Source organism: Sphingomonas sp. BK481 (genome assembly GCF_014194875.1).
GTDB classification, from domain to species: domain Bacteria; phylum Pseudomonadota; class Alphaproteobacteria; order Sphingomonadales; family Sphingomonadaceae; genus Sphingomonas; species Sphingomonas aerolata.
The window spans coordinates 163661-177318 of record NZ_JACIAP010000009.1; the positions used below are offsets into that span (position 1 = coordinate 163661).

The 13658-nt window shown below is 65.7% G+C and carries 16 protein-coding genes; 13 read left to right on the forward strand and 3 right to left on the reverse strand.

The annotated features are described in order from the left end of the window. The first annotated feature begins 45 nt into the window (after positions 1 to 45). The 9 genes from FHY04_RS16795 to FHY04_RS16835 all read left to right on the forward strand — a co-directional run bounded on the left by FHY04_RS16795 (position 46) and on the right by FHY04_RS16835 (position 7235). Positions 46 to 2115 (forward strand): ParB/RepB/Spo0J family partition protein, encoded by a 2070-nt coding sequence (locus FHY04_RS16795; protein WP_183937253.1) that lies wholly within the window; start codon positions 46 to 48, stop codon positions 2113 to 2115. 139 nt (positions 2116 to 2254) lie between these two features. Next, the gene (locus tag FHY04_RS16800) at positions 2255 to 3178 is read left to right on the forward strand and encodes a zincin-like metallopeptidase domain-containing protein (protein ID WP_183937254.1); all 924 of its coding nucleotides are present in this window, start codon (positions 2255 to 2257) and stop codon (positions 3176 to 3178) included. Further along, the gene (locus FHY04_RS16805; RefSeq protein ID WP_183937255.1) at positions 3165 to 4145 is read left to right on the forward strand and encodes a phosphoadenosine phosphosulfate reductase family protein; all 981 of its coding nucleotides are present in this window, start codon (positions 3165 to 3167) and stop codon (positions 4143 to 4145) included. Before FHY04_RS16800 ends, FHY04_RS16805 begins: the two co-directional genes overlap by 14 nt. Beyond that, entirely contained in the window at positions 4142 to 4351 is a 210-nt protein-coding gene (locus FHY04_RS16810) for a hypothetical protein (protein WP_183937256.1), read from the forward strand. The genes FHY04_RS16805 and FHY04_RS16810 overlap by 4 nt, the downstream gene beginning before the upstream one ends. Before the next feature lie 73 nt (positions 4352 to 4424). Beyond that, entirely contained in the window at positions 4425 to 5060 is a 636-nt protein-coding gene (locus tag FHY04_RS16815) for a hypothetical protein (protein WP_183937257.1), read from the forward strand. Between the two features lie 24 nt (positions 5061 to 5084). After that, a complete protein-coding gene (locus tag FHY04_RS16820) occupies positions 5085 to 5696 on the forward strand; it encodes a DUF6927 domain-containing protein (protein WP_183937258.1) in 612 nt (203 codons plus the stop codon). Positions 5697 to 5745: 49 nt separating this feature from the next. After that, a complete protein-coding gene (locus tag FHY04_RS16825; RefSeq protein WP_221211841.1) occupies positions 5746 to 6633 on the forward strand; it encodes a hypothetical protein in 888 nt (295 codons plus the stop codon). Then, positions 6626 to 6850 carry a hypothetical protein gene (locus FHY04_RS16830; RefSeq protein ID WP_183937260.1) on the forward strand — a complete coding sequence of 75 codons (225 nt, stop codon included), beginning with the start codon at positions 6626 to 6628 and terminating at the stop codon, positions 6848 to 6850. The genes FHY04_RS16825 and FHY04_RS16830 overlap by 8 nt, the downstream gene beginning before the upstream one ends. A 73-nt stretch (positions 6851 to 6923) precedes the next feature. After that, positions 6924 to 7235: a hypothetical protein gene (locus tag FHY04_RS16835; RefSeq protein WP_183937261.1), complete on the forward strand. Its 312-nt coding sequence runs from the start codon at positions 6924 to 6926 to the stop codon at positions 7233 to 7235. A 208-nt stretch (positions 7236 to 7443) separates the two neighbouring features. On the opposite strand, the gene FHY04_RS16840 is transcribed toward FHY04_RS16835, so the two are convergent. Further along, positions 7444 to 7752, reverse strand: a complete 309-nt coding sequence (locus tag FHY04_RS16840) for a hypothetical protein (protein ID WP_183937262.1) — start codon at positions 7750 to 7752, stop codon at positions 7444 to 7446. A gap of 248 nt (positions 7753 to 8000) precedes the next feature. On the opposite strand from FHY04_RS16840, the gene FHY04_RS16845 reads away from it, so the two are divergent. Together FHY04_RS16845 and FHY04_RS16850 are read left to right on the forward strand one after the other, a co-directional pair. Then, entirely contained in the window at positions 8001 to 8960 is a 960-nt protein-coding gene (locus tag FHY04_RS16845; RefSeq protein WP_183937286.1) for a DUF2493 domain-containing protein, read from the forward strand. A gap of 1143 nt (positions 8961 to 10103) precedes the next feature. Then, a complete protein-coding gene (locus tag FHY04_RS16850; RefSeq protein WP_037527256.1) occupies positions 10104 to 10514 on the forward strand; it encodes a single-stranded DNA-binding protein in 411 nt (136 codons plus the stop codon). Positions 10515 to 10608: 94 nt separating this feature from the next. Here FHY04_RS16850 and FHY04_RS16855 read toward each other — a convergent pair whose 3' ends face one another. Continuing rightward, positions 10609 to 11016, reverse strand: a complete 408-nt coding sequence (locus tag FHY04_RS16855; protein ID WP_183937263.1) for a response regulator — start codon at positions 11014 to 11016, stop codon at positions 10609 to 10611. Positions 11017 to 11567: 551 nt separating this feature from the next. Between FHY04_RS16855 and FHY04_RS16860 the strand changes: the two genes are divergently transcribed. Continuing rightward, entirely contained in the window at positions 11568 to 11732 is a 165-nt protein-coding gene (locus FHY04_RS16860; RefSeq protein ID WP_183937264.1) for a hypothetical protein, read from the forward strand. A gap of 194 nt (positions 11733 to 11926) precedes the next feature. Here the strand turns inward: FHY04_RS16860 and FHY04_RS16865 are convergent, their stop codons facing one another. Then, positions 11927 to 12253 (reverse strand): hypothetical protein, encoded by a 327-nt coding sequence (locus FHY04_RS16865; RefSeq protein WP_183937265.1) that lies wholly within the window; start codon positions 12251 to 12253, stop codon positions 11927 to 11929. A 247-nt stretch (positions 12254 to 12500) separates the two neighbouring features. Here FHY04_RS16865 and FHY04_RS16870 point away from each other — a divergent pair, with 247 nt between their 5' ends. Next, a complete protein-coding gene (locus FHY04_RS16870) occupies positions 12501 to 12893 on the forward strand; it encodes a DUF3768 domain-containing protein (RefSeq protein WP_183937266.1) in 393 nt (130 codons plus the stop codon). Positions 12894 to 13658 lie beyond the last annotated feature (765 nt).

Below are 13658 nucleotides of genomic sequence, written 5' to 3' on the forward strand. Positions count from 1 at the left end.
CGTGACCGCGGGACGCGGCGCGCCATTTCCAAACGGAGACGACCGATGATCCAGTCCGTGAAAGTCAAGAACCTGACGCTGTCGAAGGACAATGTGCGCAAATCCAACCGTGACGCAGGGATCGACACCCTCGCCGCGAATATCGCAAGCCAAGGGCTGTTGCAGAACCTGATCGTCACCCCTCTCAAGAAGGCGGGTACGTTCACGGTGAAGGCGGGCGGTCGCCGCTTGCGCGCGCTCCAGCTTCTGATCCAGCAGGGCACCCTCCCCGCTGATCACACCGTGCCCGTCCTCGTTCTGAGCGACGACGATAACGCGATCGAGGCGAGCCTCGCCGAGAACTTCCAGCGCGTGCCGATGAATCCGGCGGACGAATGCACTGCGTTCAACTTCCTGATCCAGAAGGGCATGACCGCCGAGGACGTCGCCAAGCGTCAGGGCGTCACCACCCGCTTCGTCGAGCAGCGCGTCCGCCTCGCCGAACTGGCCCCGCCTGTCTTCGAGGCGCTCGCAGCCGGCGAGATCACGCTTGGCGTTGCGCAGGCTTACGCCGTCACCACCGACGTCGATCGCCAGACGCGCGTGTTCGCCCAGATGAAAACGTCCTACTATGGCGGCAATCCCGACAACATCCGTCGCGCGATCCTCAACGGCACCGTCAAGGCGAACGACGCCAAGGCGCGCTTCGTCGGTCGCGAAGCCTATGTCGCCGCTGGCGGTCGCATCGAGGGCGACCTGTTCGCCACGGAGGGCGATGAGAACTGGATCGACGTCGACCTGATCGAGACGCTCGCCGCCTCGAAGCTCGAAGCCGCAGCGGCCGAACTGGCGCGAGACCAGGGCCTCGCGTTCGTCAAGCCGATCGCGGCGACGCACGTCCCCTACGACCTCGAGCGCCAGCTTCACGAGTATCACGCTCCCGCCCGCGCCCTCACCGAGGACGAGACCGCGCGTGTCGCGGTTCTTTCGGTCGAGAACGACGCGCTGATCGACCAGCTCGAGCAGGAGCTGCCCGACGGCAGCGCCGAAGCCGAGGCGGCGAACGCGCGCATCGAAGCGATCGAGCGCGAACTGGAGACGATCGAGGACTCCCGTCACGAGATCGATCCGGCGCTTAAAAGCCAGATCGGAACGTTCGTCTATATCGGGGGTGATGGCGAACCCCGCGTCCACACCCGCCTCTTCAGCGAAAAGCCAGTGGTGGATCCGAACGCCCCGCCCAAGGAGTCGGGCGGCGCAGCCGGGGACGGCGATGCCGTCGACGGCGAGCAGGGGCGCAAGCTCAGCGCCACGCTGATCGACGAACTGGCAACGCAGCGCCGCCAGATCCTCGTCGCGCACGTCGCCAGCGACCCGGGACTCGCACTCGACCTGACCATCTTCCTGATGGCGCAGAATGTCGTGTTCGAGCAGGCCCACGTCTCCAACCACTCGACCCTGAAGTCAGGCGCCGCGGGGTTCCCGATCTTTGGGTTCCGCGACGAAGGATCGATGGCGTCGCAGACGATCGACGACCAACGCCAGAAGCTCGACACGAGCTGGGCGGGACTGCCGACCATGACCGCGCGCTTCGACGCTTTCCGGGCGCTCGATGACGAGGCCCGGGGCGCATGGGTCGCGTTTTCGATAGCACGTACTCTCGAACCGACGCTCAACGTCGCCGAGAGCTATCGGAGTAACGGCTTCCACGACCATCTCGGTCGCCTCCTCGACATCCAGGTCGAAAATTGGTGGCGTCCGACCGCCGAGAACTTCTTCGGCCGAGTCAAGAAGACCGTCATGCTCGACGCGCTCGAGGAAATTGGCGGGCCGATCCTGCGCGGCCGGTACAAGGACGCCAAGAAGGGCGACCTTGCCGCAACCTGCTCGTCGTTGTGCAACGGCCAGGGCATCGTCGAGGCCGAGATCCGCGAGAAGGCGACGGCCTGGTTGCCGGAAGCCATGCGCTTCGACGGGACCGAGAAGGCGGCGCGCACGCCGCTGCGCTCCAGCTTCGCCGACGACGAGACCGGCACCGATCCAGACGAGGACGAGGACGAGGATACCGACCTCGACACCGGTGACGACGCAGTGATCGATCACGAGGAAGAGGAGGATTTCAGCCAAGCGGCCTGACGCCGGCTTGCACATTTCGAGGCACCTGGGGGCGGCACTCTTCGCGCAAGTGTCGCCCCTCTTTTTGTGACCCGGCACCGCCCTTCCAGAGGGGAGGATGGTCACGCGGGTTTGCCTCAACCCAATCAGGAGAACGATCGTGGCACAGACCACCGATAAGCCCTCGCCTGCCGACATCATCACCAACACGATCATCGACAAGCTCGAATCCGGGGTGCGTCCCTGGGTCAAGCCATGGCGCCCCGGCCTTGGCGGCCGTCCGCTGCGCGCGACCGGCGACCCCTACAAGGGCATCAACTGCTTCTGGCTGTGGCTGTGTGCCGAGGGCGCGGGCTACAACTCGCGCACCTGGATGACATACAAACAGGCGCAGGCCCTTGGCGGCCAGGTCCGCCAGGGCGAGCGCTCGCAGATCGCGATCTTCTACAAATCCTACAGCAAAACCGTCGAATCCGTCGTCACCGGCGACACGACCGACGAGATGCGGCGCGTGCTGCGCTCCTACGCCGTGTTCAATTGCGACCAGATCGACGGGCTGTCTCCTGACTTCTACCCGAGCCCTGTCAGCATCGTGCCCCCGGCCGATGCGCTGCCCGAGCGCGCGCAGCGCTTCCTCGATGCCCTGCCGGCTACGGTCCACACGCGCGGCGATCGCGCGTTCTACGACCGCACCGCCGACACCATCACCATGCCGCCCGTGGCGCTATTCTCGACGCGCGCCTACTTTGCGGCAACGCTCGCCCATGAGGCAGGCCACTGGAGCGGCCATCCCGACCGGCTCGATCGCACGTTCGGCAAGCGCTTCGGCGACGACGCCTATGCGTTCGAGGAGCTTTGTGCCGAGATGACCTCAGCGCTGCTCGGTGCCGATCTCGGTCTGCCGACTTCGCATATGGACGACCACGCCGCCTATATCGACTCTTGGCTTAAGGTGCTGCGCAAGGACTCGCGCGCGATCATGACCGCAGCCGCCAAGGCCGAAGCCGCAGCCGGCTACCTGCTCCGCGCGACCGGCCTCGACGCCTCGGCCGAACCCGAGGAACAGATCCGTGAAGCAGCATGACCGCTCCGGCCGCCCTCCCCGACTCGGCGCCTACCGGCGCTTCGTCGTGGCATTCAGTGGCGGCAAGGACAGCCTTGCCGCCCTGCTCCACCTCCTCAGCCTCGGCGTGCCGGCACACGCGATCGAACTGCATCATCATGATGTCGACGGCCAAGGGCCGACCTTCATGGATTGGCCGTGCACGCCCGCCTATGTCCGCGCGATCGCCGGGCATTTCGGCATCGCACTCTACGTCTCGTGGCGCGAGGGCGGCTTCGCGCGCGAACTGGCGCGCGACGACGCGCCGACCGCGCCGATCGCGTTCGAGACGCCAACCGGCATTGGCCATGCCGGGGGCAAAGGCCCTACCGGCACGCGCGGGCTCTTTCCCCAGACGTCTCCCGATCTTCGCGTGCGCTGGTGCAGCCCTGCGCTGAAGATCGACGTCCTCGCGGCCGCGATCCGGAATCAGCCGCGCTTCCTCGACGGCCGCACGCTGGTCATCACCGGCGAGCGCGCCGAGGAAAGTCCCTCGCGTGCGCGCTATGCGACGCTCGAGCCGCATCGCACATCGACCCTCGCGCGTGCGGTCGATCATTGGCGCCCGGTCCATGACTGGACCGAGCGCCTGATCTGGGACGCGATCGCGCAAGCGCGGATCCGTCCCCACCCAGCCTACGTCCTGGGTTGGGGCCGCCTGTCCTGCCGAGCCTGCATCTTCGGCTCGCCCGACCAATGGGCGACGCTCCGGCTCGTCTTCCCTGCCGCCTTTCGACGGGTCGCGGCTCGCGAAGCCGCGAGCGGGAAGACGATCCATCGCTCGCTCACCGTCACGCAGCTCGCTGACCGCGGCACGGCGTTCCCGGCTGCGACGCTCCATCCCGACGAATTGGCCCAAGCCAATGATCCGGTCTGGCGTCTCTCGATCCTGGCGGATCGCTGGACGCTCCCTGCCGGCGCCTTCGGCGACCATGCAGGCCCGCCATGAACGCCGCGACGCGCGTCGATCTCATGGACCTGCTCGGTCCCACGCGGGAAGACCCGCTGTGGGAAGCCGAGAAATCGGGATGGCGCTGCTTTGTCATGGGCAACGACCGTTGCCATTACCGCCGAGGGAGCAACCTCCGCACGGCTTGGCAGTCCGGCTATGACGCGGCCTCACGATCTGCCGATCCTGTACGCTTTATGCTCTGACCAAGGCACCGTCCACGGAGGAGAGGGAGCCTTCGGCCTTTTGAGCGCGCGTGTGCGCTCAGGAGGTTCGGTCATGCTCTACGACACCCATTACCGCCACAACGAGGCGCTCTCCCCTGACGCGCTGGGCACCCTGCCCGCTGCGCTCCATGCCCTGAACGCGGGCGTCGACGACTGCCGGCGTGCCGGCAATCCGATCGACCGTGATGCGTCGATCCTGCTGCTGATCCGCAACCTGGCGTCCGTCGCCGAATTTGGTGCGCCCAGCACCAACGAACTGCGCCTGCGCTGTGCGGAAGGTCGGGGCACCGTCATCGCCGGATCAGCGCTGCTCGCCATCGCCGGCAATACCGTCGCCGGCGATGGCGCGGCGAAACGGACCTTTCATCGACAGGCACGTCTCGCGCTCGCTTCGCTTGCCGCGGCGATCGGCCTCGAGGCGCATGACGTCCGCATCGACACGGACATGGGCGGGATCGCGGACGACGGAACAACCGATCTGCGCCACGCCGATCTGTCGATCCGGGTGCGGCCGCACAGCTTCCTCCCCGACAGCGAAATCACTTTCAATCGCTGCCGGGGCGGCGAACACGCCGGCCCCGTTCAGCGCGCACCGATCGCCGAGCTGCTGGATGCAGCCACGTTCCAGCGCCGGCTCACGGCGACGGTTGGTGACGTAGGCACTCCGCGCCTCGCCGCTGCCGCCTGATCCTCACGTCATCGGAGACTTATCATGGGTTGGCTCTTCATGCGCGATTTGGGCGGCCACGCCACCTCGCGCTCCTATCTCGACAACCAGTTCACTTACCAGCGAGACACGCATCGCCTGACCGTGCTGGCATCCGCCATGGTCGGATCAACCTATTACGCCGCTTGCGAGCGCCTCGCGGACGACGTCGAACGGATCGTGTTCGGCATCGTCTGCCTCACCAAGACCAGCACCGGCGCGCGCGACGGATGCACGTTCGGGTACAAGGATATGGATGAAACGGTCGGGCCGAACGAGAGCGAGTGTCCGGCTGCCATCCTCGACGAGCTGACCGCCACGGACAGCGAATATGCCTTGGCCTGGCGCGCGCGGTGCCGCGCCAACCTGCTCGCGAAGAAGCTCGACCGGGCCAAGCCGACCCCGAAGCCCGGGCAGACCATCATCTTCGATGAGCCCATGCGCTTCAGCGACGGTCGCGACCGGAGCCGCTTCGAGGTGGTCGCCAATCCTAAGGGCAAGACGCCACTCTTCCGCGACCCGGAAAGCCGCGCCATCTGCCGCATCCCGGCATTTCGGAAGCGCGCCTACCGCATCGTTCATGCCGCGATCGTCGTAAGGGACGCGGCCAGTGGCTGACCGCCCGCCCGTCATCGCGGCCTGGGGTGCCGGGGTCGATTCTACCGCCATGATCGTCGAACTCACCGAACGCGGCGAGCCCATCGACATGGTTCTCTTCGCCGATCCCGGCGCCGAGAAGTCGGCGACCTATGCGTTCATCCCCGTGTTCCGGGCCTGGATGTCGGAACGCGGCATCCCATCCGAGATCGTCCGCTACCAGCCCCGAAACTTCAAACATTGGCCGCCCTATGCGGGCATCGCCGAGAACATGTTGACCAACGCCACCCTGCCCTCCGTGGTATTTGGTGGCGGGTCGTGCAGCCAGAAATGGAAGGCGGCCCCGCAAGATGCCTGGACCGCTCAGTGGGAACCCGCGCGCCGCTGCTGGGACGCAGGCGGGCGCGTCGTCAAGCTGATCGGCTACGACGCCTCTGGACGCGACACGAAGCGTTACCAGCACGCGGTCGGGTGCGAGGATCCTCGATACGCATACCGCTACCCCTTGCGGGAATGGGAATGGGCGCGCGCCGACTGCGAGGCGCGCACCGCGCGCGCCGGTCTCCCCGTCCCGCCCAAGTCGAGCTGCTACTTCTGCGGCAGCATCAAGCCCGACGAGGTGCTGGAGCTTTCAACCGAGGAGCTGCGCATCATCGTATTGATGGAAGCACGAGCCAAGCCTCGCCTCCGCAATGTCGAGGGCCTGTGGCGCAGGCCGGTGCTTGGCCGTCGCGGTGCGACGCCGCGTCCCGGCAGCATCACCGAGTTCATCCGCGATCGCGGCCTCCTCTCACCCGCCGAAGTCGACCGCATCATCGAGACCGCGCCCACGGCGCTACTCGATTTTCAGGCTTCGCAGGCCGCGCTTCTCCCTGAGCAACGCGTCCCGATGGGGCGCTGGCTCGACGACTTCCACCGCGCTTCCGAAGCACTCGCCGGAGACTGTCACCATGCCTAGCCCGATCATCAAGCAATTCGTCGTCGAAGGATCGACGGCGTTTCCAGTCGCGATGCTCAACACGGATCAATGCTGGCCCGCGCGCGCCGCTGACGCGGCCGCGATCGCGGACCACGCCAGCGATGCCGATGCGCGCAAGATCATCCTCGCGACGGCCGCAAAATATGCGCCCAATCGCCAGGGCTGGATCGCTGCTGGCTGGCGCGTGATCGACTGAAACAGTCTCCCGGAGGGGAGGTATCCTTTGGACAGACGAGCCTTGGGCTCATGCTCAAGAAGGGATCATCGCCATGCACAGCGTTGCCGTTTACCTCGTCCAACGGCTCTATGGCGGTCCCGAGGAAGGTGGCTGGCACTACGATTCCGGCGCACTCTGCACCGACCCGGCACTGACCGCCTTCGGCGTCACTTTTGCCGAGGGTCACGAGGACCGCGTCAGGACGATGGCGCTGGAGGTTCAGGCGCATCTCGATCGCGATCGGAACGTCGGCGACCACGCGCGACCGATCAGCAGCGTCCTCTCCGCTGGGCGCTTCGAGGCCCGCGTCCACGATGGCTGGCCCCCTCTCGCCTTTCCTGCCGAGCGTCCCCGTTACGAATGACCCGAACCGCTTGGGTTTTCCATTTTGCCAACCTTCAGGAGTCCGGTCCCATGAAGACCTTCACCGACCCCTTTCGAATACCCTGCCCGTTACCGTGCGGAAATCACGGTCGAGGCGGAAGATGTCGTCAGCGCCTGCCGCGCTGCGATCGATGCGTCGCATACGACCGACGGGTGGAAGAGCCTCGACACGGAGCACCCCACGTATGTCAGCGCTTGTCGCTGAAGGTGCGGACGTCGATCCTTGGCGCTTTGTCCCCGATGGCGGCAATGTCTCCGTCCTGCCCGTCCCGGGCCTGTTCTCGCAAGCTGCGGCGTGCGCGGGCTATGCCGCGACCCGGTGCGAGGATCTGGTCGACCAGCTCCGCATCATGATCGATGCGATCGGCGCCGATGGAGCGCCCACGGATCACCCCAGCGGCCATGGTCCGCTTGTGTGCAACTGGGCAGGCACTTCTCGAAGACGTTGCGACGTTCGGGTTGAGCCCCACTTCAACCGTAGCAGCAAGCGTGGTCACGTCTTCGCCCGACGCCACCTGACGCCCGACAGCCTTCCGCCAGAGGGATGCGGCACATGGGCGGCCGCGAGACCCCCGCAACCGCAAAAATCCGGGCCGAGTTGCCGCTTTGCGGCTGCCCGCACCATCCCGGTTTTTGCGGTTTCCCTGCGCCTCGCTCCGGTGCGGGCGCCTCTTATTCGGCCGCCCAGGAGGTGCGCATCCGGCGGATAGGCCGCCGGCCTCGATCAGATGAAGGGCTTGACCTTATGACCACTTCCCTCGCTGCCGCACTCTCCGCTCTGGAGCTTGGACACCTCGAACCCCGCGCCGAAGACGTTTCGGGCATGTGCCCGCCCTCGACCGAAGCACTGGAGCAGACCACCACCGCCATCTGGAGCGACCTGTTCGCAACCCTCCAGAACACGTCGCTCGAGCGCGACATCGAGGAGATGGGCTGGGGCCTGGTCAACCTCTTCCACCGTGCCGCGGCGAAGAAGCACGCGACCATCGACCGTCTCACCGACGAGATCAGGCTCCTCCTGGCCGAGCAGGACGGTTCGGAGATCAGCACCGCCAACCTAGAGGACAAGATCGACCTTGCCAAGAAGATCGAGGAGGCCGCCACCTGCTACGAACACATGCGCGACACCGCAGCGGCACACTATATCCGCGAGACCGGCCGTTCCTGGATCCCGTCGACCGGCAACCGCATTTCGCTCGGGGTGACGTCGGCAATCGTTGACGGACGCGCCTTCCTTCAGGCTCGCCGCGAGCGGGTCCGCGACGCCAACACGGCACAGGGCACGCCCGTAGTGTTTGCCGGGGGACGGCTGACCTTCCGGACCGACGAGGACATGAAGGCGTTTGGCGACAATCTGCTGCGCACCCTGGGTGCGGTTCGGGAGCGCGTCGGCGACATGTATCTCGTCCATGGCGGCGACATGAAGGGGATCGAGCGCATCGCAGCGTCGTGGGCCGAACAGAACGGTATCCAGCAAGTCCGCTTCGGTCTCGATCGCAAGCTGGGTGATCGTGCCGGCTTCCGTCGCAACGAGCAGATGCTCTCGCTGAAACCTCGCTACGTCATCGCCTTCCAGGGTAACGGCGTGACCGAGCGCTTGGTAATCGACGCCAAGAAGGCCGGTATCCGCGTGGTCGACCGCCGCGGCCCGCTCGGCACCCCGCCCGCAGATCAGAACGCTCAGCGCGACCGAGAGGTCGCCTGAGCTTCGGCGAGGCCGCTGGCAAAGCCAGCGGCCTCGCCCTTTGCGAGCTCCCCGCAGAAATCCACTTACTTCCACCCCACCGAGGAGCAAACCAATGCCTCGCCCAAACGGTTACATACGGCTGCGCAAAGCTGGCGCTTCGCGCTTCGGCTGACGGCAACACCTACCAAGTCGTCATGACGGACAACCACAGCGCTCCTCGCGCGCGCGGAACGAGGCTTTTCGACACCGTCGCCGACTCCGGCCCCGGCCTCCCGCCTGAATGGTGAGGAAGCGGATCGCGCTGTCGATGCCATGATCGGTCGTGCAGGCTTTCCAAGGCGAACAGCCGAGCGGTGATGACTGGTTCCTAAGGGCAATCTTGCGAAGGTTCGGGTGAATAGTGTCGCGACCAGCGCGCTATTCCACCCAGCCCCTAGCCGGTCTTGGCCTGTTCGGGTGACGCTCGACTGACGGGGGCTTATCGCGCCTAAATCGCGATTCCGACGCGGAGCGGTTCCTTGGGGCGAGGCCGGAGCCTGCCCCGGGGCCGTGTTCCTCCCGGACAGGAGGCACGCCACCTCCACCGCGTTGGTCTCTGCGCCGGCTTCGCCGCGTTGTGCCAGGTGGGATGCACTGCCGGCAGGACGTCAGCCGCGCTTGGTTCCTGCCGTCCGGGCGGGACGCTGCGCAGCACGAACCCCCATCGTCATCTCGACACGCACGACGCGCGCGCGCCGTGACGGCGAAAGGCGGCACCAAGGTCCACGCCGCAACCATCATCCTTCACGACAGGCACCGGCGCAGGGCGCGAGCACCAGCGAGGGAGGGTGTCAGAGAGCGCCTGGATAGCGGAACCAGGAACAGTGACACTGCCGGACGAGCGACGCGACAAGGGCGTCCTGCTTCACGGTTCCATGTCCGTTGCCCGCCGGTGGGGGTCCATCCCCTCTCTTTCCTGAACGACCTAATCCGGCCGTCCACCCCCTCCAACCCGCGATCATCCGGGCCGAGTTGCCGTGTGCCACGGCTGCCCGCACCACCCCTTCGATCGGGGTTCCCCTCCGCGTCTTCGCGCTTTCGGTGGAGAGGGCGTCCTGGCCGTCTTTTTTGGTGTTCAGTCGAGGGGACGGACCCCCCGGCGAGCAAAAAAGGAACCTCGAAATGCAGAACCTCGTCATCCTCGCCGGCAACGTCGGCGCCACGCCTGAAGTCCGCACCACCCAGGGCGGCACCAAGATCACCAACTTCTCCCTCGCCACCTCGCGCCCCAAGCGCGACCAGGACGGCAAGACCATGAAGGATGGCGAAGGTCGCCGGGTCGAGGACACCGAATGGCACCGGATCACCTGCTTCAACGGCGTCGGCAAGACCGTCGCGCAGTATGTCGAGAAGGGCCAGAAGGTCATGGTCCGGGGCCGCATCCACTACACCCGCTGGACCGACGATCAGAACATCGAGCGCTACGGTGTCGAGATCATCGCCGACGAAGTGACCTTCCTCTCCTACGGCAAAAGCCGCCAGGAACGCCAAGGCGCCGCGCAGGACGATGAGGCGGATGACGTCCCCTTCTGAGGGAGGCAGTACGGGCCCGGAGCTGACGCTCCGGGCCTCTTCTCGCGTTCACCGGCAATCAGGACCGCAAGGTCACAAGTTCACGAAAACACAGCTACACCGCGCGCTTGAGCTGTTCGAGTTGCTTGTTGTCCGGCACCGTCTCCGTGAGACGTTGCTGGAGCATGCGATCGTCGAAAGGCTTGCCGATGCACGTTGCTTTGTCGGGCATGTCCCCCGGACATGGCGTCACGTTGCCGCTTGTGAGCACGATCTCGATCCAGGGCCAATACTCGGCAACGTAATGGGTTCGCGCGAACCCGTCGCTGTCGCCGGGCATCGCCACGTCGGAGAACAGGAGCGTCACACCGTCGGCATCATCGCCCATGAAGGCCTTAGCCTCCTCGACCGTACCCGCTTGGTGAAAGTTAAAACCCGCTACCTCCGGAATGTCGCACGCATGCCTGAGAATGAGCGGATCGTCGTCGACTACCAATGCATAGAGGACGGTAGGGATCGCCATTCAGTCTAAAGCCTTATCATGAAGCCGGGTAGCCTTGGGTTGCTGTCTCGAAACGAGTTGGCGTCTCCCGGCAAAGCCGGGACCGTCGCTCTATTCCGCTTCGCTCCACCGAGCCCGTAGCCGGTCTCGGCCCGTTCGGGTGACGATCGACTGACGGGCGCGCAGCGCGGAAACTTCTTTCCGGAAAGCGGCAACGTCCTTCCATCTTGGCCCGGCCTGGGCTGCACCGCCGAGCAGCGCACTGTGCCCGTCGACATTGGAGCGCAGAGAAGGGGCACGGACTGGGCAGGTGTCCACCGCGCCTGCGCGATGGGGCGCGTCTCCGGCGACCCAGCGTTGCGTCGCGACGCTTCGTGCAGGCGGGCTTCACCCCGCTCTTGAGGCGCAATCCTTGGGCCGGCTCAGGGCCTTGTACGATCAACCCGCAAGGGGTCCGGGCGCTTCGCTACGGCTTTTTTCGCATGCGAAAAAAGTGATCGCGGCCCTTCCCCGTCCTGTCGGGCGCCTGTCGAGCGGGGATGAACCCCGCCGGCTTCACAGGAGCCTCGGACATGTTCAACGATATCTGGATCGCCCGCAAAAACGCCATGGGCCTCGCAAGAACCTTGATGGTGGCAACCATGGTCATCGCCGTCGGCACCCAATATTCCGTCATCACCGCCGAAGATCACGACAGCTCGCTCACGATCGTCAACGAGTACGACCCTTACGCCTGAGCCTCCCGGGGGGCTTCGGCCCCCCTCCCCTCTCCGCTCGTCAACCGTGAAGGCGCCGGAGCGGGCATCGAGCCCGCCCCGGCCCTGCTGCGCAAGCACGGCAGCGCCGCGAGACGAAGGGCTTCTGCTTCTTTCTATCCACCGCTTGGGTGCGGGATCCAAATTCAGACGGTATCTCTTCCGGAGGCTGGCGATCAGCTCCACGCCGTCCGGACAGGCGTCAGTTCCTCGAACACCTTCATCAGCCGCGGGTCGCGCAGGAGCGTCACCCATTCGCGGCCATAGGTTCGCGACGCCAGATAGAAGGTAGACCCTTCGCACTCGACCATTCGGCAGCGCTCCAGCTTGTCGACCAACGAATAATCGGAGCCGTGGCGTGCCACGATGTCTTCCAGCTCGGCGCGCATCAGCGTCCCGCATTTGCAGCAGCGAGTCCGGACCAACGCCTTCATCCGGAGCATATCGCCAGCGCTGTCCATCCAGCGGGGCCACAGGGCAACGATGTTGGCAGCCGTTTCCATGATCGCACGATACGCCGCGATCGGCGTGGTCGTCCAGCATCAGCCTCGACGTGAAGTCTCCCCGTGTCGACGATCCGCGCGGCATTTCGGGCTCGTACGTCCTGGCCGGGGCGCTCCCCCGCGCAAGCCCGCCAGCGGGCTTCTCCACTCCGTTTCGACCCTATGGGTGCGCGAGCGACCTATGCCCCGGCCGTCCTGTCGCCTGTCGAAAGGCCCCGATCGTCGGGGTCAATGGCAGGAGACCATCATGGCCGAGCAAACGCCCCAATCGAACCACGCCAAGGGTGGCGCAGCGGAGATCGCCCGCCTCAACGACTGGCTGCGCGAGCATCTCACCGCCCCGGGCAACAACCGTGTCGTGATGACCAGCGGGATCGCAGACCTGATCGGCGACATCAGCCTCTTCCGGAACTTCCGCAAGCGGGCGGAGCTGCTCCGCGCGGTTCGCGACTTCGATGCCTTTGACGACGCGATCGATCCGTACGGCGAGCACGACCTGGGCCGGTTTCGGTTTGAAGGCACCGACTGCTACTGGAAGATCGACTATTACAATCACGACCTGAGCGCGGGCTCGGATGATCCGGCAGATCCCTTTAAAACCACGCGCGTCCTAACGATCATGCGCGTCGACGAACGCTGACGCGTCGCCCCGGCGTAGTGGCGCCGGGGCTTCCCATTTCTGCCGAAAGGCTCGGATCATGAATGTCGAGACCCCCCCCTCCACGCTCGTCGATCAACGCGGCCGAGCGCGCGCGGCGTGAACACGAGGTCGCCCTCGCTCGGGGAAACGTCCGTCATGAAGCGGCATTCTTCCCGATGAGATCGAGTGCCTCAATGCCCGTGACCTCGCCGCGGAGTTCGATAGCGACCAGCTGACGGTCGCGATTTGGGCAACGACGGTTGTACGGGAAGGGTGATTGGCGCGCGTGGGAGGCAAGACCGTCGCTAGGGTCGGCGCCTCCCCTGCCCTGCCAACGTCGGAAAGGCTCTGTCGTCGACTCTGTCCATCGTGACGACCGGGCGGAGCCAGCGTCAAGGATGCGCGGTTCCCCCAATTTTGACGCGGCCTTCGCTGCGCTTCGACCACGACAAAATCGGCACCCCCACGCCCCGCTTGCGCGGCCGCTGCGCGGTCCTGTGACCCTGACCCCACCCGATCGTCAGCCGGCATCCGTCTCAACGAACAGACGGAGGTTCACATGCACGTGCAAACCGCACGCACCCAGGCATGGCTCGCTGAACTTGCAAGCATCCAAGCGGAGATCGCAGCACACGGGATGCCCGAGCGGGCACCCCTCCCCGCAGTAAAGGGTCGTGTCCCGCGTGGTGGTGTAGCTCAGCGGTAGTGAAGCTGACCGGCCGCGCGCTATCATCCAGCGCTGTAGCGGCCGGTCAGGTTCACGGG

Excerpts from the sequence above, each read along its gene's own strand:
- FHY04_RS16865 (WP_183937265.1), bottom strand. The coding sequence starts at position 12,253 with ATGGAAACGGCTGCCAACATCGTTGCCCTGTGGCCCCGCTGGATGGAC.
- FHY04_RS16850 (WP_037527256.1), top strand. The coding sequence starts at position 10,104 with ATGCAGAACCTCGTCATCCTCGCCGGCAACGTCGGCGCCACGCCTGAA.
- FHY04_RS16815 (WP_183937257.1), top strand. The coding sequence starts at position 4,425 with ATGCTCTACGACACCCATTACCGCCACAACGAGGCGCTCTCCCCTGAC.
- FHY04_RS16835 (WP_183937261.1), top strand. The coding sequence starts at position 6,924 with ATGCACAGCGTTGCCGTTTACCTCGTCCAACGGCTCTATGGCGGTCCC.
- FHY04_RS16825 (WP_221211841.1), top strand. The coding sequence starts at position 5,746 with ATGATCGTCGAACTCACCGAACGCGGCGAGCCCATCGACATGGTTCTC.
- FHY04_RS16855 (WP_183937263.1), bottom strand. The coding sequence starts at position 11,016 with ATGGCGATCCCTACCGTCCTCTATGCATTGGTAGTCGACGACGATCCG.
- FHY04_RS16830 (WP_183937260.1), top strand. The coding sequence starts at position 6,626 with ATGCCTAGCCCGATCATCAAGCAATTCGTCGTCGAAGGATCGACGGCG.
- FHY04_RS16810 (WP_183937256.1), top strand. The coding sequence starts at position 4,142 with ATGAACGCCGCGACGCGCGTCGATCTCATGGACCTGCTCGGTCCCACG.
- FHY04_RS16860 (WP_183937264.1), top strand. The coding sequence starts at position 11,568 with ATGTTCAACGATATCTGGATCGCCCGCAAAAACGCCATGGGCCTCGCA.
- FHY04_RS16795 (WP_183937253.1), top strand. The coding sequence starts at position 46 with ATGATCCAGTCCGTGAAAGTCAAGAACCTGACGCTGTCGAAGGACAAT.
- FHY04_RS16870 (WP_183937266.1), top strand. The coding sequence starts at position 12,501 with ATGGCCGAGCAAACGCCCCAATCGAACCACGCCAAGGGTGGCGCAGCG.
- FHY04_RS16845 (WP_183937286.1), top strand. The coding sequence starts at position 8,001 with ATGACCACTTCCCTCGCTGCCGCACTCTCCGCTCTGGAGCTTGGACAC.
- FHY04_RS16820 (WP_183937258.1), top strand. The coding sequence starts at position 5,085 with ATGGGTTGGCTCTTCATGCGCGATTTGGGCGGCCACGCCACCTCGCGC.